The sequence below is a fragment of the Roseburia zhanii genome (genome assembly GCF_014287635.1).
Taxonomy (GTDB): Bacteria; Bacillota; Clostridia; order Lachnospirales; family Lachnospiraceae; genus Roseburia_B; species Roseburia_B zhanii.
In genome coordinates this window covers 21,858-45,866 of the sequence record NZ_JACOPH010000006.1, presented here as the reverse complement: position 1 = coordinate 45,866, position 24,009 = coordinate 21,858, and the positions used below count along the sequence as shown (strand labels likewise).

Sequence of the window (24,009 nt, the reverse complement as noted above, 5' to 3'; positions counted from 1 at the left end):
TTGAGAAATTTTATCCTTGACAATTTTTTCCTCTTTAGGTATAAAAAGAGAGTTAGAAGCATCTAACTGAAGTAAGCAACAACATACAAACAAAATGAGGAGGAGAATTATGCTAAGAAAATCTAAGAACCGGCTGGCAGTGCGGATTGGCAGTATGGCTCTCTGTGCAAGCCTGATCGCTACGGGCATACCGGTATCGGCTGCGACGTGGAATGACGGAATTTTCACAGGAAGTGGAACAGGTTATCAGAATGGAACGATTAAAGTGCAGATAACTGTTTCGAATGATAAGATTGATAAGATCGAAACCGTTTCAAAGGAGAAACAGAGTTACTGGGACACTTTTGATATTGAGAGTCTGTATGAAGCGATCAAAGAAAAGAATAGTACAGATGGTGTGGATGCCATTTCAGGAGCAACCTTAAGTTCCAAGGGAGTATTTCAGGCAGTTAATGATGCTTTGGAAAAGGCAGGCATTGTAGATGAAAATGCTGCTTTTTCCAAAGGTGATGGAACAGAAAGCAATCCATATATCATTCATACAGCAGCACAGCTTACAAAGTTTGCTGCATCTGTAGATGATGGAACTTCTTATGCCGGGCAATATGTAAAATTAGACAGTGATATCGATCTGTCTTCTATCGATAACTTCAATCCGATCGGACAGGAAGATGGGAGCAAAGGAAAGATCTTTGCAGGAACATTTGACGGTGACGGACATACGGTAAGTGGTTTAAAGATCAAAGAAACTGTAGAGATCCCATCAGATACTTCATCTACTGTTCTTAGTTCATGGGGATTTTTTTCAACCCTGGATAAAACAGCAGTTGTAAAAAATATCATAATCTCGGCACCGGATATCTCCATTGAGAATATATCCACAACAGCAAAAGGACAGGTGCTTGCAGGAGCCGTTGCAGGAATCACGACAGCACCGGAGAAAGTAGATAATTCTTATACAGGTGTTAAGGGAACGATCATCGATCACTGTATCGTTGATGGTGGAAGTATCCGTACCGTTGCAACAGGAGCAGTATTGAACTGGGCAGCCGGAATTTTAGGAAGGGCACAGACTTGTACACTGATCGAAAACTGTTACAGCAGTGCAGATATTGATTCGCAGTCTTTAGGTGGTTCTAATTCTGCTTATGCTGCTGGTATCGTAGGTACAACAGGAAACTATACTACGATCGTAAACTGTGGGACATCCGGTAAGATCAAAGCATTTGCACCACGCAGTACGAACATGGGCGGTATTGCCGGTGGTATTGTAAGTATGCACGCAGGTATCCTTTATAATGTATATTCTAACGCAGAAGTGACTGTGGGTAACGGTGGTCTTTCCGATAAACAGTGGATCGGTGCTATTGCAGGTTACTGTACGACTTCCGGTATGCAAAAAGGAACAGACGGAACCTATGGCTATAAAGAAGAAGGTCCATACAGGGCATTTGGCTATTATGGATCAAATGCAGTGTTAAAAGAGATCGTTTATAATGGAACTACTGTAAAAGAAGAGAAAACAGTTGATCCACAGGCAACAGGTAAGTCATCTAAGATAAATTGTGATACAATCTTTCCGGCAGAGGCTGTAAAGACAGATGATCTTTCCACAGAGGCTTTTGCAGAAATTTTAAATAAGAACATCAAAGCGAGTATTTCTTATCTTGAAGCTTATCAGATACCGGGTGTTACATTTAAAGAATGGACATCAGCGGATGAACTGGTATTACCGAATGGTGAAGAATGGGTAGATGGAGAAATCGATGCTTCTGTTTTCGCAGGTGGAAACGGAACAAGTGAAGATCCGTATACAATAAGCAATAAAGAGCAGTTAAGGGCGTTTGCAATATCCTTAAACAGCAAGATCGACTATCAGGATATCAACATTGCCTTAACAGATGATATTGATATTTCCGATGAAGAATGGATTCCGGTAGGTAAGAGTGATCATGCATTTGCAGGAACATTCGATGGTAAAGGCCATACAGTTTCCGGTATGACGATCGGAACAAAAGATGCACCTAAGAGCCTTAGCAAAGATGAAGTATATATGGGATTCTTTGGTGTGTTAGGCGGCAGTGCAACAGTTAAAGATCTGACACTTACAGATGTATGCATTGATACAGAAGGTCTTGCAAGTGATTATGTTGGTGCGATCGCCGGATATACACATAGCACAGATACAGGCAGAAATGGTGCAGTCATTGATTCCTGTACAGTAAAAGGAACAGTTTCCCATACAGCAGAAAAAGGAAACCAGTTTACAGGCGGTATGATCGGATATCAGTACAAAGGTGCGCTGATCAATTCCTATTTTGAAGGAAATGTTTCCTGTGTGGTAAAAGCAGGAGATTTAGCAGAAGCAGGCGGTTTAGTCGGATTGAATAACCGTGGTTTAGTTGCAAACTGTCATACAAAGGCAGATATCTATGGAAGTGGAAACCGAGATAATGGCAATGAAGGAATGGCAGTTGTCAGCAATCTGATCGCTGTTCAGGCAGGTGATCTGGTACATTGCTTTGCCCAGGGAAATGTTACAACAAAAGAGTATTCTACTTATGCAGGTATGGTATCCGGCTGGATCACTGGTGTTGGAAAAACGTATCAGTGTGGATATTCCCTGGATGGAACAATGATCATCGGAGAAGATACTTCTGCAAAACAGATCGTTGATCCGGTAGAAGCAATCGGAACAAAAGTTTCTTCCGGTGTCAATGATGAAGGTGAGATTTATACAGGTGGTTTAGCAGATGCAAATATCGGCTATAAAAAAGCAGATTTTGCAAAGGCGGTAGAAAGTTTAAATAAAACAGATGAATTCCCAATCGACATTGCCCTTTACGCATTAGACAGCAATGCTTTGAAAAAATGGCAGATGAGTGAGGAAAAACTCGCTTATAGTGAGGAATATTCCAAAGTCATTTATGTACAGCCGGAGTGTGAGAAGGTTGTAAAAGAAGAAGCCGTTATGAAAGATGGCACATGGTATGGACGCAATGATGAGAAAACATCTGTTGTAAAGATTACAGTAAAAGATCATGCAGTTACAGAAACAACTGTAGTTTCAGGTGGATCTGACGGAGATGCTTATAACAGCGCAGTCGAAAAGGCAAAGACAAAAGCATCTTACGGTGATGATACCGGTTATGGAAGTGGAGATACCTCTGTATTTGCAGGTGGAAGCGGAACAAAAGAAGATCCGTACCGGATCGCAGATAAAGATCAGCTTGTTTACCTTTCTTCTTCTGTAAATGCAGATGAATCATGGAAAGGTATTTACTTTAAACAGACAGCAGATATCGATCTTTCCGGTATCGATTTCAAACCGATCGGAAGCGTAATCTTTGCAGAAGTAAACGGTCAGAAGAAACAGGTGGGTGCATATCCGTTCTGTGGTAATTATGACGGTGGAAATTATACGATCAGCGGACTTACAATGGGTAGTGCAGAAAACCCGACAGACCGTGCAATGACAGGTCTGTTTGGTGTAACAGCAGGTGAATGTGGTACCAATGAAAAACCGACAGAAAATCAGAATACAGTTACTTTAAGCAATATCAATCTTAAGGGAATCAATATTTATGCAGGTACACGTTATGAAATGTTTGCAGGTGGTCTGACAGGAAACAGCCAGAATGGATTCTATATCAACAACTGCCATGTGCAGGGAATGATCCATGTTACGACTGAAGAAAGTTTTAACCGTGCAGGTGGTCTTGCAGGTAGTGTACTTCGCGGACAGGTGCGTAATTCCAGTGCAGATGTAGAGATTACAGCAGAAACAGGAACATCCCATACCTACGCAGGTGGTCTGTTTGGTATGACAAACCGTGTAACCGTTGTAAACAGCTATGCATTAGGAAATGTCACAGCAAATTCTGAAAACAACAATAAAGTTCATGCAGGTGGTCTTACCGGTCAGGCAGGCGGTGTCCAGATCAACTGTTATGCAAAAGGAGATATCATTTCCTTAAAGACAACATCAGATGTTGGTGGGATCAATGGACGTTCCGGTGGAATCGCAGCAGATATGAACTGCTATTATAATACGGATGCAGTCCAGAAAAACGGTAATACTGTCAACGAAACAAATATTGCTGTAGGAGTCAATGCAAATGACAGTGCATTCGTATCCGCAGAAGGCGTATCCGCAAAAGAAATGACAGAACAGAAATTTGCAGATACTTTAAATGAAAATGCAAAACATGTGACAGAACAGCTTTCCGAAGAAGGCGAAGTAGGAAAATTCCTTACAGCTCTGCAGGATCGTGGATTTACACAGGTTTGCTATTATGATGGAGAGGAACTTTCACAGTGGATCGTATCAGAGAGCGGTGTTGTTGGTTTTGAAGTGAAAAAGGCACAGACGCCGGATACAAAAGATGATACTGATAAGAAGGATGATAATGATCAGAAAGATCCTTCGAACAATAACGATAATAAGCAGGATACCACAACAGGTGGAACCACATCTACGGGTGGTAATACCAATACAGGCACAGGTGGCGGCAGTACAATAACAAAGCCTGAAGATAATGCCGGCACAGCAGATAATACACAGACTGTAAAGACAAAAACAAGAACAGTTACAATTCCGGCTACAAAGAAAGTAAAAGGAAAGAAAAAGAAAGTTACTTCTGTTGCTGCAAAAGCCTACGCAAACGATAAGACGATCACAAAATTAGTGATTGGCAAGAATGTGAAAAAGATCGGAAAACGTGCTTTTTATGGCTGCAGCAATATCAAGACGATCATCATTAAGACAGAGAAGCTAAAAGAAAGTTCAATCGGTGCAGATGCATTTAAGGGGATCAACAGGAATGCAGTTGTCAAAGTGCCGAAGAAACTGGTGAAGAAGTATAAGAAGGTCTTACGGAAAAAAGGATTGAATAAGAAGATCAAAGTGGTAGCAATGTAGGATGCTTCATTTTATTAGAAAAGCCGTATTCGGGGATTTCCGAATATGGCTTTTCGTCAAGGTATGATTCGGGTGCCAAAAGGTGGCTTCAAATTTTTTGACTGGCAGATTGCACAAAGCCGAGTCTATTTTGTTCCGTTGTACGAAAATAAGAAAATCTAAGTCTGCCTGAATTAGATTGTGACAAAGTGACGTGTACGTCTTAAACGCCCCATCCATGGGGCATTAAGACTTTTGCTGCCGTCCATGGCAGCAAAACACTATACATGAACAGGCGGACTAAGATTTACTAATTTTCTCCCAAAGTCACAAAACAGACTCGGCTTTGTGCGATCTGCCATCCACTAAGTTATGAGCCGCCTTTTGACACCCGAATCAAGGTATTGCAGCATTTTTCTTCTATATTATTGACTTGCAGCAGGTTATCCGATACGATGTAAAAATACAGGAAACCTGTCTATAAAAGAAAAAGGCAAAATAAAAGGAGGAAGAGATGGAAAAATCAGAAAGAAAACGAATCAGAAAACGGATCATGTCATGGACACTTGCATTTTTTATGACCATGTCTGCAGTAGATGTAAGCGGATGGGGAAGTATCGCAGCATATGCAGAGGAAGCAGTGAGTGTCGGAGCTTTTGAAGTTACGGGGGGTACGAAGGATACCGATTACAGTTATGCAAATGGACTGCTTACGATCAGGACAGATACAGCATTGACGATTAAGAATGCAGATCCTGATACAGCAACAACGGACCGCATCTATGTAGATGACGGTGTTTCAGCGAATGTGACACTTGCAGGTGTCAATATCAAGGTCGGCAGTGCGGATACAACCGCACCGTTTCAAATTGCAGACGATAGTACAGGAGATGTTACGATCACACTCGCAGATAATACCAAAAACCAGTTAAGAACAGTCTTAGTTTCCTATGATAAACCGCAGTGTGCAGCATTACAGAAAAATGGTGAATATTCAGACACACTTGGGAAGCTGACGATCCGGTGTGAGCATACCGGAGAAGGTCATATCTGTACGGAAAGCTGTGGTTCTTTGACTGCAGAGGCGCAGATCGGAATTGATAATGGAGGCGGGATCGGTGGCGCCAATAATAAGACAACTGCAAATATCTACATTAAAGGCGGTAATATCAGTGCTTCTAGCAATAACGGAGCCGGAATTGGTGGGGGATATTCCTCTGGAGAAGGTACTCTTCTTTCTCCTCTGTCACATATTTATATCTCCAGTGGCTGTGTTGATGCGTATTCTTTAAATAGCGGAGCCGGAATCGGTGGCGGTTATGTATGTAAAAAAGTATCTGATATTTATATTTCCGGTGGCTGTGTTAAGGCGACATCTGGGAATAGCGGGGCTGGGATCGGTGCAAGTTCATATGGTTCTGCATCTGCGATCTATATCACGGGCGGTTCTGTCAATGCATCTTCCCAGAAGGGAAAGGCGATTGGCTGTACGCCGAAGAATAATGATAATGAAGAACTGTATCTGCTGACTACATTTGAAAATAACAATAACGAGAGTGTCTATGTAGATGGCGTTGAATATCCGATCAGACAGCATAGCACATCAGATGCAAAATTATATCTGTATCTTTCAGGAACAGAACATACAATAAAGATTGGTGATACCATTCAGGAATATACTTTGAGTGAAGGTCAGTTTGTTCCAAAGGTAAAAGGAACTGATTTTGAAATTTCACCAACAGATACGAATGATACTTTAATAGAAGGAACGGATTATAGCTATTATGCAGGTGCTCTTGTTGTAAAAACGGAAAAAGGGATCACTGTGAAAAATGTGGATAGTGAAGTGGCAAGTGCAGATGCGATCAGCATACAGAAAGATGTTGCAGCAAATATCACCCTTGCAGGTGTCAATATCGAAGCTGAGAATGCAGCAATAGTGATCGCAGAAGACAGCAGTGCAGATGTAACGATCATTTTGGCCGACAATACAAAAAATTCTTTAGTCAGTGGAAATAACAAAGCGGCCATACAGAAAACAAGCAGCAGTGGAAAACTGACAGTTACCTGTGAACATGCAAAAGAATTTCATGATTGTGATAAGACTTGTGGAGCACTTATGGCAAAAGGAAATGGATATGGAGCCGGAATTGGTGGAATTGCAGGCAAAATAACCGGAGATCTTGTGATTGCAGGCGGTGTGATTTCTGCTTATTCAGAAGATGGAGCCGGAATCGGAGATGGAAGACAATCCTTTAATAATGGATCGGGCATCTATATTACTGGCGGATCGATCACCGCATCTAGTAATCAGGGGGCTGGGATCGGCTGTGGATTTGCTGCTTTGAATAAAAAGATGAAAATCGTGATAAGTGGAGGAAAGATCATTGCAACAAGTACACAGGGAGCCGGAATCGGCGGATGTATTTCAAATGTCGAAACAGATGTTACCATAAGCGGTGGTTCGATCAGGACGACTTCAATCGTCGGGGCACCACATAATGAAAATGGAAAAAAAGTTTTTCTGCGTAAAATTGAGAATACGAAAGAGCAGGAAATTACAGTTGACAGTGTGACGTATCCATTCAAAAATCAGGGTACAGAAGATCCATATTTATATGTGTATCTTACAGAAGGTAAACATACCGTCAATGATAAGAGTGTATCTTATAAGTATAGCAGCACAAAGAAAGAACTTTTATATAAACCGGTAAAAGCAGATCTGAATTTTTTTATTCCACCTGCAATGACGTATGATGGTGGTGAACGGAGTTTCCCGGTTTCTGTAAAGAGTGATGCCCCATATAGTGACAACAATGTAGCAGTTCGTTATTATGACAGCAAGGGAACAGAACTTGAAAGAGCACCTGTCAATGCCGGAAAATATTTCATCAAGGCATATTTAGAAGAAACAGAGGAGCATGTGAGTGCTGAACTAGACCTTGCAACCCTTACAATCATGCCAGCAGAACTAACGGTAATGGATGCAAACGCAAAAAACCGGGATTATGACAGCAGTTCTAAGCAGGTGGAAATAACAGACATTGCATTATCAGGAGTGGAAGAACGAGATGATGTATCTGTTAAACTGACAGATCGGGATGATGAAAGCAGTCGTTTGATGGCAGAATTAAGCAGTCCGGATGCAGGTACTTATACAGAAGTAACTTTGCCGGAACTTACATTAACCGGTGAAGATGCAGCAAATTATACGTTGATACAGCCGACGGGACCGGTAACACTTTCATCCGGTGTGATAATTTTTAAGATAGGCGCTGAAATTATAGCTGGATCAGATGATTATGATAAGAATTATGGAGATGAGGCATTTCCATTAGAAGTAACGGATACAAACACAGATATCGATGTTACCTATGCCATTGAAGAAGGCAGTGATGTAATATCCATAGAAAATGGAGTGGTAACAATTAAGAAAGCCGGTAAAGCCCGTGTGCGCGTATCTTTACCGGAAAGTAAAAATTATGATGCGGCAACAACATCTAAGCTGATCCGGATAAATGTGAAAAAGAAAGAAGGATATACGGTAGAAACCATTGACCGCAGTTATACAGAAAAAAGTGGACATACAGAAAGCATTGATCTTAAGACATTGCTGCCGGCAGATTGCGGGGAAGCTGTTTATGAAGCACCTGTTATCACAGGGAATGTGACATATCCTGTGGCACCGGCAGTTGCCGACGGGGTATTAAGTTATACTGTAGGACAGGGAAGCACAGAAAGTGAAGGGACGATCCAGATAAGTGTCAGTACAGAGAATTATGCAGACTTTACGATCACTGTCCATACAAAAGTGACTGCACAGGCAGCATCCGGTATAGATACTCCATCCGGTGGAGATCAGAACAGCGTGAAGAATCCAGACCAGCAGGGCGGTACGGTAAACACAGTTGATCAGGATCATACAGCCAATGGAACCACAGATACAGATGGCAGCCAGACAGTGAAAGTAAAAACAAGAACCGTCACAATTCCGGCTGTAAAGAAAGTAAAAGGAAAGAAAAAGAAAGTTACTTCCGTTTCTGCAAAAGCCTATGCAAACGATAAGACAATCACAAAATTAGTGATTGGCAAGAATGTCAAGAAGATCGGAAAACGTGCTTTTTATGGCTGCAGCAATATCAAGACGATCATTATTAAGACAGAGAAGTTAAAAGAAAGTTCAATCGGTGCAGATGCATTTAAGGGGATCAGCAAGAATGCAGTTGTCAAAGTGCCGAAGAAACTGGTGAAGAAGTATAAGAAGATCTTACAGAAGAAAGGGTTGAATAAAAAGATCAAAGTGAAAGCGATGTAGGGGATGAAAAATCCATCTTGCCAAATTCCCCATCCTGCGGTATAATCTTTTGTGCAGGCAGATATAAATGCAGATCTGCACAAAGATAACAGACATAACAATTCAATAAAGATCTTCAGGGCAGGGTGATTATGCATAACAGCAGGAAATTCCCTACCGGTGGTACAGCCCACGAGCCGTAAGGCATGATTCGGTGAGATTCCGAAGCCGACAGTATAGTCTGGATGAAAGAAGATGGCATAACAGTTTATATATATGCGATGACATGCTCTGGAATAGGATTCTATTTCAGAGCATTTTTGTTTTTGAAAACGTATCCGTAAAATAAAAACAATACAGCATAGATACAAAACAGCAACGAAAAACAGCCCGAAGATTTACGGGCTGTTTTTCATTATCTGACAGAAAGGAGCGGTAAGAGATGGATGCAGAAACATATATGAAATTAGCAATCGAGGAAGCAAAAAAGGGCGAAGGGTTCACAAATCCGAATCCGATGGTCGGAGCAGTTATCGTAAAAGATGGACGTATCATAAGCAAAGATTATCACAGAAAATATGGCGGATATCATGCAGAACGGAATGCCATTTTAAACTGCAGGGAGGATATGCATGGCGCAGAATTATACGTCACATTAGAGCCATGCTGTCATTATGGCAAGACACCGCCATGTACAGAGATCATCATAGAAAGCGGAATCAAAAAAGTCTATATCGGGACCATGGACAAAAATTCCTTAGTAGCAGGAAAAGGTGCTGCCATTTTAAGGGAACATGGGATAGAAGTGGTAGAAGGAATCTGCGAGAAGGAATGTCAGGAATTAAATAAGATTTTTTTCCACTATATCCAGACAAAAACGCCTTACGTAGTTATGAAATATGCAATGACCGCAGATGGCAAGATCGCAACGCATACAGGGGATTCTAAATGGATCACCGGAGAAATGGCAAGGGAGCGTGTACAGAGAAGCCGGCATAAATATATGGGAATCATGGCAGGTGTAAACACAGTACTCATGGATGATCCAAAATTAACCTGCCGTATAGAGGGCATGAAAAGTCCGATCCGTATCATCTGTGACACCCATCTTAAGACACCGCTTAGTGCACAGGTCGTACAGACGGCATCAGAAGTACCTACGATCATAGCAACGATCATAGAGGAAGAAGAAAAAAAGAAACCCTATACAGATCTTGGCTGTCAGGTATGGACAGTTCCGGCAGATAAAACACACATAGATCTAAAGGCATTGATGAAAAAAGCAGGCGAAGCCGGCATAGACAGTATTCTTTTAGAAGGCGGTGGAACACTCAATTACAGTGCTTTAAAGAGCGGTATCGTACAGGAAGTGGAAATGTATATTGCACCAAAGATCTTTGGCGGTGAATTGGCAAAAACACCGGTTGAAGGACAGGGAATTGCCAAGGCAGCCGATGCTTTTGAGTTAAAAAATCCTAAGATCGAACAGATAGGAGAGGATATTCTGATCACATGGGAGGTGGAACAGTGTTTACAGGAATCGTAGAAGAAACAGGAACCGTTCTTTTCATGGATTTTAGTACAGACTATGGAAAACTGCATATTCAGGCAAAAAAAGTGTTAGAAGGAACAAAGGTTGGTGACAGTATCGCAGTCAATGGTGTCTGCCTGACCGTTACACAATTAAAATCCGATCGTTTTGTGGCAGATGTGATGCCTGAAACAGTGCATCGCAGTTCACTGGGAGCATTAAAAAGCGGCAGTCGTGTGAATTTAGAACGGGCAATGGCAGCAGACGGACGATTTGGCGGGCACATGGTTTCCGGTCATATAGATGGGACAGGGACAATAAAGCATATAGAAAAAGACGGAAATGCTATCCGTTATCAGATATCAGCATCAGAAAACATCTTGCAGGGAATCGTAGAAAAAGGTTCGATCGCAATCGATGGGATCAGCCTGACAGTTGCATCGGTAAATGATAAAGAGTTTGAAATCTCTGTCATTCCCCATACATTACAGGAAACGATTTTAGCAGATAAAAGAGAAGGTGCGGTTGTCAATTTAGAAACAGATATCATTGGAAAATATGTCAAACGCCTGTTGTCATTTCCGGCAGAAGCAGAAAAACAGGATCAAAAAGAATCGACGATCACAATGGATTTTTTGATGCGGGCAGGGTTTTAAGAAGATCCTAAGAGTACACATTAAGGAGGAAAAAAGATGTATACATTTAGTACAGTGGAAGAAGCAGTCGCTGATATCAAAGCAGGCAGGATCGTCATGGTGACAGACGATGAACAGCGGGAAAATGAAGGCGATTTTATCTGTGCGGCAGAGTTTGCGACGACAGAAAACGTAAATTTTATGGCAGTACATGGAAAAGGACTGATCTGTATGCCGATGGGGCAGGCTCTTGTAGAAAAACTGATGCTGCCACAGATGGTCAGTCACAATACCGATAACCATGAAACAGCCTTTACCGTATCGATCGATGCAGTAGAAACAACGACAGGGATCTCTGCGAAAGAGCGTGCATTTACTGCTAGAAAATGTGTATCAGAAACAGCACGGCCGGAAGATTTCCGCAGACCGGGACATATGTTTCCGCTATTGGCAAAAAAGAATGGTGTCTTAGAACGGGAAGGACATACAGAGGCAACGGTCGATCTGATGCGTCTTGCAGGATTAAAAGAATGTGGCTTATGCTGTGAGATCATGCGGGAAGATGGAACGATGATGCGGACAGCAGAGCTGCTTGAATTAGCAGAAAAATTCCAGATCAAAATGATCACGATCCAGGCGTTAAAAGAATACCGGAAAGTACATGATAAATTAGTAGAAGAAGTAGCAGTTACAAAACTGCCGACGAAATATGGACAGTTTACCGCACATGGATTTGTCAATAAATTAAATGGGGAGCATCATGTAGCACTTGTAAAAGGTGATATCGGGGATGGAGAGAGTATTTTATGCCGGGTACATTCTGAGTGCCTGACAGGAGATGCATTTGGTTCCATGAAATGTGACTGCGGAGAACAGCTTGCATCTGCAATGAAGCAGATCGAAGCAGAAGGACGGGGAATTTTACTGTATCTTAGACAGGAAGGCAGAGGCATCGGACTGATCAATAAGTTAAGAGCCTATGAACTGCAGGATCAGGGAATGGATACGGTAGAAGCAAATCTTGCACTCGGATTTGCAGAAGATCTGCGTGAATATTATATCGGAGCACAGATCTTACGGGAGTTAGGAGCAAAGAGCCTTAGACTTTTGACCAATAACCCACAGAAGATCGAAGGACTGACAGAATTTGGTCTAAGCATCGAAAAACGTGTGCCGATACAGATGGAATTAACACCGTTTGATACCTATTACATGAAAACGAAGCAGAAGAAAATGGGACATATGCTGCAATTTGAATGATAAAAACAGTATATGACATCAGTGTCAAAAGTATAGATTGCACAGCAAAGGAGCAATCCGTATACACCATTATATATCATAACAGGAGGAATAAAAATGAACACATTTGAAGGAAACGTAGTAGCAAAGGACGTAAAGATCGGAATTGTAACAGCAAGGTTTAATGAATTTATCACATCAAAATTATTAGGCGGCGCAATCGATGGATTAAAACGGCATGACGTAAAAGAGGATCAGATCGACGTTGCATGGGTGCCGGGAGCATTTGAAATACCACTCATTGCACAGGCAATGGTAAAGAGTAAAAAATATGATGCAGTCATCTGCCTTGGAGCAGTCATAAGAGGAGCAACTTCCCACTATGATTATGTATGCAATGAAGTTTCAAAAGGGATCGCACAGGTATCCTTACAGTCAGAGATTCCGGTTATGTTTGGAGTTTTAACAACCGATAATATCGAGCAGGCGATCGAGCGTGCCGGAAGCAAAGCCGGTAATAAAGGATTTGAGTGTGCAACAGGTGCGATCGAGATGATCAATCTTTTGCGTAAGATACGGGCGTAGCAATAATCTGCAAATCCAGAGCAAAAAAGATACTGATACAAGAATAAAAATCTGTTATAATAGGTTACAGTTCATGAATATCTTATGAATTGCAGCCTATTATTTGATTATAGAGATATGAAATTATTACAGGATAGTTTATTTAAGAAGGGATGGATAAGGATATGGAAAAACCGGTTTTAGTTGTTATGGCAGCAGGGATGGGAAGCCGTTACGGCGGATTAAAACAGATGGACCCAATGGATAAGGAAGGTCATGCGATCCTTGATTTTTCAGTATACGATGCAATGCTTGCAGGATTTGAGAAAGTAATATTTATCATAAAGAAAGAAAACGAAGCCGTTTTTAAAGAATGTGTCGGAAACCGCATCGCACAAAAGATGCAGGTAGAATATGCATTTCAGGAATTAACTGCAATTCCGGAAGGATTTACGGTTCCGGAAGGCAGGGTAAAACCCTTTGGTACAGGTCATGCCGTATTAAGCTGTAAAGATCTGATCCATGGTCCATTTGCAGTTATCAATGCAGATGATTTTTATGGCAGACACGCATTTCAGATGATCTATGATCAGTTAAGCAAGCCAAAGACAGAAGACAAATATCAGTATGTGATGGTAGGATATATCATCGAAAATACATTGACAGACAATGGTTATGTAGCAAGAGGTGTCTGCAAGATCGACGGAGAGGGACATTTAGTTGATATACACGAGCGTACCAGGATCGAAAAACGAAATGGAGAAACTGCCTATACAGAAGATGATGGCACAACATGGGTGACCATTCCGGCAGGAAGTACCGTATCTATGAATATGTGGGGATTTGAAGAAAATCTCATGGGAGAATTAGAGAAACGTTTTCCGGTATTTTTAGAGGAAAATTTAGAAAAGAATCCATTAAAATGTGAGTTCTTTTTACCATTTGTCGTACAGGAACTGATGGAAGAACAAAAAGCCGAAGTATCTGTATTAAAATCCGAAGACCGCTGGTATGGAGTGACTTACAAAGAAGATAAAGAAACAGTTATGCAGGCAATCGCTGACTTGAAAGCAAAAAACGTATATCCTGATAAACTGTGGGAATGAGAAGATCAGGAACAGTCTTAGGATGATCGGTTTCAAAGATGCGAAAAGTACATTACGAATATTGGGAGGATATGCAATGGAGAAGAAAGATATTTTAGGGCACTTTCGTATTGAGGGAGAATTTACGTCAGTAGAAGCATATGGCAGCGGACATATCAACCACACATTTTTAGCAAAAACAAAAGAGCAGAAAAAATATATTTTGCAGGGGATCAACAGTACGATCTTTCGTGATACCGATGCCCTGATGGAAAATATTGCAGGTGTGACAGGCTTTTTAAAGAAGGAGATCATCCGTCAGGGTGGAGATCCCGACAGGGAAACATTGACAGTGATCCCTACAAAAGATGGAAAACTTTATTTTACAGATCCTGATCACAATAAATGGAGAGTCTATCCGTTTATTGAAGGTGCATCTGCATTTGATGCAGTTAAAAGTGCAGAAGATTTTTACCAGACAGGTCTTGCTTTTGGCAGGTTCCAGTCCATGTTAGCCGATTATCCGGCAGAAAAATTACATGAAACAATCCCGGACTTCCATAATACGAAAAAGCGTTATGAAGATTTTGAAAAAGCGGTTGCAGAAGATGTCTGCCATCGGGCATCATCTGTTGCAGAGGAGATCGCTTTTGTGCGGGCAAGAAAAGAGGAAATGCCGCTGTTATCCGATATGCAGAAGAGAGGAGAACTGCCGCTTCGTGTCACGCATAATGATACAAAACTGAACAATATTATGTTTGATGATATGACACATGAGGCAGTCTGTGTGATAGATCTTGATACGGTGATGCCGGGGCTATCAATGCATGATTTTGGTGATGCGATCCGCTTTGGGGCAAATACCGCAGCAGAAGATGAAACAGATCTTTCTAAGGTGTCACTTTCGTTGGAATTGTTTGAAGTCTATGTAAAGGGATTTTTAAAAGGCTGCGATGGCAGACTGACAAAAACAGAGATCGAAATGCTTCCGATGGGAGCGAAAATGATGACACTAGAATGTGGAATGAGATTTTTAGCAGATTATCTGCAGGGAGATATTTATTTTAAGACTGCAAGAGATACACACAATCTTGACCGCAGCAGAACGCAGTTTGCACTTGTTTTGGATATGGAAAAAAAGTGGGATAGAATGTGTGAGATCTGCCGCAGATGGGAAAAATAATGCTTATAAGTTTTCCCGTATCTTGATCGGAAGATCTGTATAATGTAATTGTGTTTTCGGAAGTTCTTTAGTGAGGAGATATTCTACTAATAAAGCAAGGGAAAGTGAACCCTGCCGTTTGGGCTGCTGGCAGATGGTAGCAGAAATGATACCATTTCTCAGCAGTTCTTTTGTTTTCGGGACATCATCAAACGTAATGACCTTTGGCAGATGTGGCAGGTCTGCATCGATGATCGCACGACAGCCGCCACAGACACCGGCAGCCGTAAAATAAAAGGCATTGATATCCGGGTGCTGTTGTAATAACAGAGATACTGCTTCATAGCTTTTCTTATCATCATCATGGTTTTCTTTGATATCTGCAATCTCAATCTGCGGGGCATGGACATGGATATATTCTATAAAAGAAGAAACACGTTCTTTGTGGCATAAAATATGATCAGAACCGGTAACGATACCAACTTTTGCAGTTCCATTTGTCAAAAGACGCAGAAGTCCGGCAGCAGTCTGTCCGCATTTTTTGTAATCACTGCCTACATAGGCGATCCTTGCGGAATCCGGCAGATCTGTATTGACTGTAATACAGGGAATCCCCATGTCAGAAAGAGCATTGATTTTTTCTGCAACAGATATATCATCATAAGGAGAAAGGATCAGTCCATGGATCCCTTCCTGTAAAAAATCATCGATCGCAGTAAGCTGCATATTAAGGTCAAATGGGATCTGGCGTTTTGTGATACTGCATCCATAGACAGATAATTCCTCTAATTTCTCATATAAACCTTCAAATATATCGTCAAAAAATGGGTTTTCTTTGCTAAACAGCAGAACACCGATCTTAAAGTGCTTTTTCTGTGCCGCAAGAGCAACACCCGCTTTGTTTGGCTGGTAATCTAACAGTTTTGCAATTTCAAGGATCTTTTCCCTTGTGTCAGCATTGACAGCACCGCGGTTATTTAATACCCGGTCTACAGTTCCCCTTGATACACCCGCAAGTTCAGCGATTTCTTTGATGGTTGCCATGTGATATACTCCGTTTCTGATTAGTTAATGTTATGATACACGGATTGCTCCGTTGCTGTGCAACTTCCACAATTCTACACACATTCAAAATCCGTTGATTTCCAAGGGAAATCACTACTTTCTCATGTGTGGGCGGGTCAAAAGGTCAAAAATCCTCTTGCAAGCAAGCTTGCATCGTCTTTCCGACCTTTTGACCCTAGTATCATCATATCATTATAGAGGCGGCATATTTAAAAGTCAATTTCCCCATCAGACATAGGCAATAGTGTACAAAAATCGGTCACCAAATATGTGAAAATCGTATATTGATTCTAATAGGATTCAAGTTATAATAAAAGGAAAACGTGCTCGTGCACGCAATAGATATACACAGCAAATGGAACAAGTAACAACCGTTGCAGGCATACAGATTCATATGAACGAAAAAAGGAGGACAATATGTTATACATCGGTATTGATTTAGGAACTTCTTCTGTAAAGATTCTGTTGATGGAAGGTGATGGAACAGTCAAAAAGATCGTATCAAGAGAATATCCGCTGTCTTTTCCAAAGCCGGGCTGGTCGGAACAGAATCCGTCCGACTGGTACACCCAGACAATGGATGGCTTAAAAGAGTTATTGCAGGAAGCAGATAAGAGTCAGGTGGCAGGCATCAGTTTTGGCGGACAGATGCATGGACTTGTGATCTTAGATAAAGAAGACAATGTGATCCGGCCTGCAATCCTTTGGAATGATGGAAGAACGACTGAAGAATGTGATTATCTAAATCATACGATCGGAACAGACAAACTTTCAGAGTATACTGCAAATATTGCATTTGCCGGATTTACAGCACCAAAGTTATTATGGCTTTCCAAACATGAACCGGACAATTTTGCAAAAATAGATAAGATCATGCTGCCAAAGGATTATCTGGCATACAGGCTGACCGGAGTTCATGCTACCGATGTATCCGACGCATCCGGTATGCTGCTTTTAGATGTGAAAAACAGGAAATGGTCACAGGAAATGTGCGATATCTGCCATATTTCGATAGAACAGCTGCCGGAACTTTTTGAAAGTTATGAAGCGATCGGTACATTAAAAGCAGATGTGGCAGCAGAGCTTGGTGTGTCCACACAGGTGAAAGTGGCAGCAGGAGCCGGAGATAATGCAGCGGCAGCCGTTGCGACTGGAACTGTCGGAGAAGGAAAATGCAATATTTCTTTAGGCACCAGCGGAACGATCTTTATTTCTTCCGATAAATTCCGGGTAGATGATAACAACGCCTTGCACGCTTTCTGCGGTGCTAATGGAAAATATCACCTGATGGGCTGTATGTTAAGTGCAGCATCCTGTAATAAGTGGTGGATGGATGAAATCATCGGATCAAAAGATTATGCCAAAGAGCAGGAACAGATCACAAAATTAGGTGAGAACCATGTTTTTTATCTGCCATATCTGATGGGTGAGCGTTCCCCTTATAATAATCCTGATGCTAGAGCAGCCTTTATCGGTATGACTATGGATACGACAAGGGCAGATATGACACAGGCAGTTTTAGAAGGCGTGGCATTTGCATTGAGAGATTCATTTGAGATCGCAAAAGCATTAGGGATTCCGCTAGAGCGGACGAAGATCTGCGGCGGAGGTGCAAAAAGCCCTCTCTGGAGAACAATCGTTGCCAATGTGCTCGGTATTCCGGTAGACATCTTAGAAACAGAAGAAGGTCCATCATTAGGTGGAGCCATGTTAGCGGCTGTTGCCTGTGGCGAATATGCATCCGTAGAGGAGGCTGCATCTAAAATAGTACACGTTATCGATACAGTTGAGCCAACAGTAGAATTGACAGAGAAATACGAACAGTGTTATACTAAGTTCACGAAAATTTATCCGGCGTTGAAAGAGATTTTTCCGGATATAAAATAACAAATGGAGGAAACGTAAATGAACAACATTCCAAAAGTAAAAGTGGGTATCGTGGCAGTAAGCCGTGACTGTTTCCCGGAATCTTTATCCGTAGACAGAAGAAAAGCATTAGTAAAGGCTTATACTGACAAATTTGGTGCAGCAGACATTTATGAATGTCCAGTCTGTATCGTAGAAAGTGAAATACATATGGTACAGGCTCTTGAGGATATCAAGAAAGCCGGATGTAATGCACTTTGTGTATACTTAGGAAACTTTGGACCAGAAATTTCAGAAACATTATTAGCAAAACATTTTGATGGACCTAAGATGTTTGTTGCAGCAGCAGAAGAATCCCAGGATAACCTGATGGATGGACGTGGAGATGCATACTGCGGTATGTTAAATGCAAGCTACAACTTAAAACTTCGTAATGTAGGTGCATACATTCCTGAATATCCTGTAGGAGATGCAGAAGATGTTGCAGATATGATCCATGACTTCTTACCGATCGCAAGAACAATCATCGGTCTTTCTGACTTAAAGATTATTTCTTTCGGACCAAGACCATTAAACTTCTTAGCTTGTAATGCACCGATCAAACAGCTTTACAACATCGGCGTTGAAATCGAAGAGAATTCAGAACTTGACCTTTTCGAAGCCTTCAACAAACATGCCGGTGATGAAAGAATCCCGGAAGTTGTTGCAGATATGGAAGCAGAACTTGGTGCAGGTAATAAGAAACCAGAGATCTTAGAGAAATTAGCACAGTACGAATTAACATTATTAGACTGGATCGAAGAGCACAGAGGATACCGCAAATATGTTGCTATCGCCGGAAAATGCTGGCCTGCATTCCAGACACAGTTCGGATTCGTTCCATGTTATGTAAACAGCCGTTTAACAGGAAGAGGAATCCCTGTATCCTGTGAAGTAGATATCTATGGTGTATTAAGTGAGTTCGTTGGAACATGTGTCAGCGAAGATGCTGTAACATTATTAGACATTAACAACTCTGTACCAAAGGATATGTACAAAGAGTCTATCGAAGGCAAATTTGATTACACACTTACAGATACATTCATGGGCTTCCATTGTGGAAATACATGCTCTAAGAAACTTTCAAGCTTCGAGATGAAATATCAGAAGATCATGGCTAGAAGCCTTCCAATCGAAGTAACAAACGGAACATTAGAGGGAGATATCGCTCCTGGAGATATCACATTCTTCCGTTTACAGTCTACAGCAGACAACAAACTTCGTGCATACTTAGCAGAAGGTGAGATCCTTCCGGTTGCAACACGTTCCTTCGGTGGTATCGGTATTTTCGCTATCAACGAAATGGGAAGATTCTATCGTCACGTATTGATCGAGAAGAATTATCCTCATCACGGAGCAGTTGCATTTGGTCACTTCGGAAAAGCTTTATATGAAGTATTCAAATATATCGGAGTACCACTTGAAGATATCAACTACAACCAGCCGGCATCTCTTCCGTACCCAACAGAGAATCCATTCAAATAAGATATTGAATTTTATGAATTGCTATCGGTTTATACCGATGGCAATTTTTTTTGTGTGACTGTTCACTGGCATACCGGTGAACAGTCACATTTACTCTTTCTCCGATTTGACAGCCCTTTATAAATAATGGTAAGATATAAAAAATTGATGTAAAAATCTACATAATCAGGAGGAGATTTTAGTGCCAAAGAGAACAGATATTCATAAAGTGCTGATCATAGGTTCAGGACCGATCATTATCGGTCAGGCGTGTGAGTTCGATTATTCAGGAACACAGGCGTGTAAAGCATTAAAAAAATTAGGATATGAGATCGTGCTTGTCAATTCCAATCCGGCAACCATTATGACAGATCCGGAAACCGCAGATGTAACATATATTGAACCGCTCAATGTCGAACGGTTAGAACAGATCATTGCGAAAGAACGTCCGGATGCGCTTCTTCCAAATCTAGGCGGGCAGTCGGGTCTTAATTTATGTGCAGAATTAAATAAGGCAGGAATCTTAGATAAGTATAGAGTACAGGTGATCGGTGTACAGGTAGATGCAATAGAGCGTGGAGAAGACCGTATCGAATTTAAAAAGACCATGGATAAACTCGGCATCGAGATGGCAAGAAGTGAAGTGGCTTATTCTGTAGAGGAAGCATTAGCTATCGCAGATAAATTAGGCTATCCGGTAGTACTGCGTCCGGCATATACCATGGGTGGAGCCGGTGGCGGACTCGTTTATAATAAAGAAGAATTAAAGACTGTCTGCGCAAGAGGATTACAGGCAAGTCTTGTTGGACAGGTATTAGTAGAAGAATCTATTCTCGGCTGGGAAGAATTAGAGTTAGAAGTTGTACGTGATGCAGATAATAATATCATTACTGTCTGCTTTATTGAAAATATCGATCCGTTGGGTGTGCATACAGGAGATTCTTTCTGTTCTGCACCAATGCTTACGATTTCAGAGGAGTGTCAGAAACGTTTACAGGAACAGGCATATAAGATTGTGGAATCTGTACAGGTGATCGGTGGGACAAATGTGCAGTTTGCACATGATCCGGTCACAGACCGTATCATCGTTATCGAGATCAACCCGCGTACTTCACGTTCCTCAGCACTGGCATCGAAAGCAACAGGTTTCCCGATCGCATTGGTATCTGCAATGCTTGCGACAGGACTGACTTTAAAAGACATTCCATGTGGAAAATATGGAACCTTAGATAAATATGTACCGGATGGCGATTATGTCGTGATCAAATTTGCACGCTGGGCATTTGAAAAGTTCAAGGGTGTAGAGGATAAATTAGGTACACAGATGCGTGCAGTCGGCGAAGTCATGAGTATCGGTAAGACTTATAAAGAGGCATTCCAGAAAGCGATCCGTTCTTTGGAAACCGGCAGATATGGCTTGGGACATGCAAAAGATTTTGATTCCTTAGATAAAGAGGAACTCTTAAGACGTTTGAAAACACCATCAAGTGAACGTCATTTCTTAATGTATGAAGCCCTTAGAAAAGGGGCTTCTGTAGATGAGATCCATGAGATCACAAAGGTAAAACATTACTTTATCGAGCAGATGAAAGAACTCGTTGAGGAAGAAGAAGCACTGCTTGCCAATAAGGGCAGCCTTCCGGAAGATCAGATGCTTGTCACAGCAAAAAAAGATGGATTTTCGGATAAATACTTAAGCCAGTTGTTAGAGATACCGGAAGATGAGATCCGTAACCGCAGGATCGCACTTGGTGTGGAAGAAGCATGGGAAGGTGTCCACGTAAGCGGAACGAAGGACAGAGCATATTATTATTCTACTTATAATGCAAAAGATAAAAATCCGGTCAATACCGACAAACAAAAGATTATGATCTTAGGCGGCGGACCAAACCGTATCGGACAGGGTATTGAATTTGACTACTGCTGTGTACATGCAGCCGTAGCATTGAAAAAACTCGGATTTGAAACGATCATTGTAAACTGTAATCCGGAAACCGTATCTACTGATTACGATACTTCGGATAAGCTGTATTTTGAACCACTGACATTAGAAGATGTATTAAGTATCTACAAAAAAGAGCAGCCGATAGGTGTCATTGCACAGTTTGGCGGTCAGACACCATTAAATCTTGCAGCAGAATTAGAGAAAAACGGCGTTAAGATCTTAGGTACTTCACCATCTGTCATTGATCTTGCAGAAGACCGTGATCTTTTCCGTGAGATGATGGAAAAATTAGAGATCCCAATGCCGGAATCAGGAATGGCAACAACAGTAGAAGAAGCCATTGGCATTGCAAACGGTATCGGGTATCCGGTCATGGTACGTCCGTCTTATGTCCTTGGCGGCCGTGGAATGGAAGTTGTTTATGATGATGAGAGCATGACAGGTTATATGAAAGCAGCTGTTGGCGTAACACCGGACCGTCCGATCTTAATTGACCGTTTCCTAAACCATGCTTTAGAGTGTGAAGCAGATGCGATCAGTGACGGCACAAGGGCATTTGTACCGGCAGTCATGGAACATATAGAATTAGCAGGTGTACATTCTGGAGATTCTGCATGTATCATTCCATCTGTACATATTTCAGCAGAAAATGTGGAAACCATCAAAGAATATACCAGAAAGATCGCAGAAGAGATGCATGTCAAAGGACTGATGAATATGCAGTATGCGATCGAAAATGGCAAAGTATATGTATTAGAGGCAAATCCGAGAGCTTCACGTACCGTACCATTGGTATCAAAAGTATGCAATATCCGTATGGTGCCGTTAGCTACTGATATCATTACCTCGGAGATCACAGGCAGACCATCACCGATCTTAGAATTAAAAGAGCAGGAAATACCAAATTACGGTGTGAAAGAAGCCGTATTTCCGTTTAATATGTTTCAGGAAGTCGATCCGGTATTAGGACCTGAAATGCGCTCCACCGGAGAAGTCCTCGGACTGTCAAAATCCTTCGGAGAAGCGTTCTATAAGGCACAGGAGGCGTGTCAGTCGAAACTGCCGTTAGAGGGTACCGTATTGATCTCTGTAAGTAATCGTGATAAAGATGAAGTTGCAGAAGTTGCAAAGAGCCTGCATGAAGATGGTTTTAAACTTGTTGCAACGGAAGGAACCTGTAAGCTGATCAAAGAAGCAGGTATTCCGGTAGAAAGAGTCAATAAACTCTACGAAGGCAGACCGAATATCGCAGATATGATCACAAATGGGGATATCCAGCTTATTGTCAATACGCCGGCAGGAAAAGAAGCAGTCACAGATGACAGCTATTTAAGAAAATCAGCGATCAAGCATAAAGTACCATATATTACAACGCTTGCAGCAGCAAAGGCTACCGCAGAAGGTATTCATTATGTGAGATCACATGAAGAAAGTGAATTAAAATCTTTACAGGAACTGCATAATGAGATTCATCCATTGGATCAGTAGCAGTAAAGGCCAATGAACTTCAGTGTTCATTGGTTTTTCCTAAATAGGAGAAGCAGATGATAAACAAACAGCAGATCAAAGGTATTTTATTTGATATGGATGGATTGATCTTAGATACCGAGAAATTATACTGTCGTTTCTGGCAGGAGGCGGCAAGGATACTCGGCTATCCGATGACAATGGAGCAGGCACTTGGCATGAGGAGTTTAAACCGGTATGCAGGAGAGGCGAAGCTGAAATCCTATTTTGGAGAGGGGATATCTTATACAGAAGTCAGGGAAAAAAGGATCGAGTTGATGGACGCATTTGTCGAAAAAGAGGGAGTAACTACGAAGCCCGGAATATGGGAGCTGTTAGCATTTTTACAAGAAAAGCAGATAAGGACAGCAATCGCTACATCATCTCCGATCAAGCGTACAAAAAAATATCTCGCATCCGTCCATTTAGAGAATGAGTTTGATGCGATCGTCAGCGGTTACATGGTAGAACATGGCAAGCCGGAACCGGATATTTATGTATATGCAGCCAGACAATTGGGACTGGAACCGGAAAACTGTATCGTCTTAGAAGATTCGCCGGCAGGTATCCTTGCTGCATACCGTGCAGGCTGTATGCCGGTGATGATCCCGGATCTTGATGAACCGGACGAAGAAACCCAAAAACTTCTGTTTGCACAGGCGGAATCTTTGGTGCAGTTTAGGGAAGTTCTGGAAAAATCCAGATAAAAAGTGA

At 41.6% G+C, this 24,009-nt stretch carries 13 protein-coding genes and 1 riboswitch; of the genes, 12 read left to right on the top strand and 1 reads right to left on the bottom strand.

What is annotated here, in order from left to right:
* Positions 1–109: 109 nt before the first annotated feature.
* The 8 genes from H8S17_RS08600 (at position 110) to H8S17_RS08565 (ending at position 15,431) form a co-directional block, all read left to right on the top strand.
* Positions 110–4,921, top strand: coding sequence for an FMN-binding protein (locus H8S17_RS08600; RefSeq protein ID WP_186866999.1), 4,812 nt, complete (start codon positions 110–112; stop codon positions 4,919–4,921).
* 493 nt (positions 4,922–5,414) lie between these two features.
* Complete coding sequence (locus tag H8S17_RS08595; RefSeq protein WP_186866998.1) at positions 5,415–9,215, top strand: YDG domain-containing protein; 3,801 nt, start codon at positions 5,415–5,417, stop codon at positions 9,213–9,215.
* Between the two features lie 107 nt (positions 9,216–9,322).
* Positions 9,323–9,455, top strand: a riboswitch (FMN riboswitch).
* A 181-nt stretch (positions 9,456–9,636) separates the two neighbouring features.
* Positions 9,637–10,740 carry a bifunctional diaminohydroxyphosphoribosylaminopyrimidine deaminase/5-amino-6-(5-phosphoribosylamino)uracil reductase RibD gene (gene ribD, locus H8S17_RS08590; protein WP_186866997.1) on the top strand — a complete coding sequence of 368 codons (1,104 nt, stop codon included), beginning with the start codon at positions 9,637–9,639 and terminating at the stop codon, positions 10,738–10,740.
* Positions 10,722–11,381: a riboflavin synthase gene (gene ribE / locus H8S17_RS08585; RefSeq protein WP_186866996.1), complete on the top strand. Its 660-nt coding sequence runs from the start codon at positions 10,722–10,724 to the stop codon at positions 11,379–11,381. Before ribD ends, ribE begins: the two co-directional genes overlap by 19 nt.
* Positions 11,382–11,417: 36 nt before the next feature.
* Positions 11,418–12,620 carry a bifunctional 3,4-dihydroxy-2-butanone-4-phosphate synthase/GTP cyclohydrolase II gene (locus H8S17_RS08580; protein ID WP_186866995.1) on the top strand — a complete coding sequence of 401 codons (1,203 nt, stop codon included), beginning with the start codon at positions 11,418–11,420 and terminating at the stop codon, positions 12,618–12,620.
* 96 nt (positions 12,621–12,716) lie between these two features.
* Positions 12,717–13,184 (top strand): 6,7-dimethyl-8-ribityllumazine synthase, encoded by a 468-nt coding sequence (gene ribH, locus H8S17_RS08575; protein ID WP_178051980.1) that lies wholly within the window; start codon positions 12,717–12,719, stop codon positions 13,182–13,184.
* Positions 13,185–13,348: 164 nt separating this feature from the next.
* Entirely contained in the window at positions 13,349–14,269 is a 921-nt protein-coding gene (locus H8S17_RS08570) for a nucleotidyltransferase family protein (protein ID WP_186866994.1), read from the top strand.
* 76 nt (positions 14,270–14,345) lie between these two features.
* Positions 14,346–15,431: a phosphotransferase enzyme family protein gene (locus H8S17_RS08565; protein ID WP_186866993.1), complete on the top strand. Its 1,086-nt coding sequence runs from the start codon at positions 14,346–14,348 to the stop codon at positions 15,429–15,431.
* A 3-nt stretch (positions 15,432–15,434) separates the two neighbouring features.
* Here the strand turns inward: H8S17_RS08565 and H8S17_RS08560 are convergent, their stop codons facing one another.
* Positions 15,435–16,454 carry a LacI family DNA-binding transcriptional regulator gene (locus tag H8S17_RS08560; protein WP_186866992.1) on the bottom strand — a complete coding sequence of 340 codons (1,020 nt, stop codon included), beginning with the start codon at positions 16,452–16,454 and terminating at the stop codon, positions 15,435–15,437.
* 438 nt (positions 16,455–16,892) lie between these two features.
* On the opposite strand from H8S17_RS08560, the gene xylB reads away from it, so the two are divergent.
* The 4 genes from xylB (at position 16,893) to H8S17_RS08540 (ending at position 24,002) form a co-directional block, all read left to right on the top strand.
* Positions 16,893–18,362 carry a xylulokinase gene (gene xylB / locus H8S17_RS08555; protein ID WP_186866991.1) on the top strand — a complete coding sequence of 490 codons (1,470 nt, stop codon included), beginning with the start codon at positions 16,893–16,895 and terminating at the stop codon, positions 18,360–18,362.
* A gap of 18 nt (positions 18,363–18,380) precedes the next feature.
* The gene (locus tag H8S17_RS08550; RefSeq protein ID WP_186866990.1) at positions 18,381–19,865 is read left to right on the top strand and encodes an L-fucose/L-arabinose isomerase family protein; all 1,485 of its coding nucleotides are present in this window, start codon (positions 18,381–18,383) and stop codon (positions 19,863–19,865) included.
* 181 nt (positions 19,866–20,046) lie between these two features.
* A complete protein-coding gene (gene carB / locus H8S17_RS08545) occupies positions 20,047–23,277 on the top strand; it encodes a carbamoyl-phosphate synthase large subunit (RefSeq protein ID WP_186866989.1) in 3,231 nt (1,076 codons plus the stop codon).
* A 56-nt stretch (positions 23,278–23,333) separates the two neighbouring features.
* Positions 23,334–24,002 (top strand): HAD family hydrolase, encoded by a 669-nt coding sequence (locus H8S17_RS08540; RefSeq protein ID WP_186866988.1) that lies wholly within the window; start codon positions 23,334–23,336, stop codon positions 24,000–24,002.
* The last annotated feature ends 7 nt before the right edge of the window (positions 24,003–24,009 follow it).

Bases quoted from the DNA above. Each gene is read 5' to 3' on its own strand.
- H8S17_RS08580 (WP_186866995.1), top strand. From the start codon at position 11,418: ATGTATACATTTAGTACAGTGGAAGAAGCAGTCGCTGATATCAAAGCA.
- ribH (WP_178051980.1), top strand. From the start codon at position 12,717: ATGAACACATTTGAAGGAAACGTAGTAGCAAAGGACGTAAAGATCGGA.
- H8S17_RS08560 (WP_186866992.1), bottom strand. From the start codon at position 16,454: ATGGCAACCATCAAAGAAATCGCTGAACTTGCGGGTGTATCAAGGGGA.
- H8S17_RS08550 (WP_186866990.1), top strand. From the start codon at position 18,381: ATGAACAACATTCCAAAAGTAAAAGTGGGTATCGTGGCAGTAAGCCGT.
- H8S17_RS08565 (WP_186866993.1), top strand. From the start codon at position 14,346: ATGGAGAAGAAAGATATTTTAGGGCACTTTCGTATTGAGGGAGAATTT.
- H8S17_RS08540 (WP_186866988.1), top strand. From the start codon at position 23,334: ATGATAAACAAACAGCAGATCAAAGGTATTTTATTTGATATGGATGGA.
- H8S17_RS08595 (WP_186866998.1), top strand. From the start codon at position 5,415: ATGGAAAAATCAGAAAGAAAACGAATCAGAAAACGGATCATGTCATGG.
- H8S17_RS08570 (WP_186866994.1), top strand. From the start codon at position 13,349: ATGGAAAAACCGGTTTTAGTTGTTATGGCAGCAGGGATGGGAAGCCGT.
- xylB (WP_186866991.1), top strand. From the start codon at position 16,893: ATGTTATACATCGGTATTGATTTAGGAACTTCTTCTGTAAAGATTCTG.
- H8S17_RS08600 (WP_186866999.1), top strand. From the start codon at position 110: ATGCTAAGAAAATCTAAGAACCGGCTGGCAGTGCGGATTGGCAGTATG.
- ribD (WP_186866997.1), top strand. From the start codon at position 9,637: ATGGATGCAGAAACATATATGAAATTAGCAATCGAGGAAGCAAAAAAG.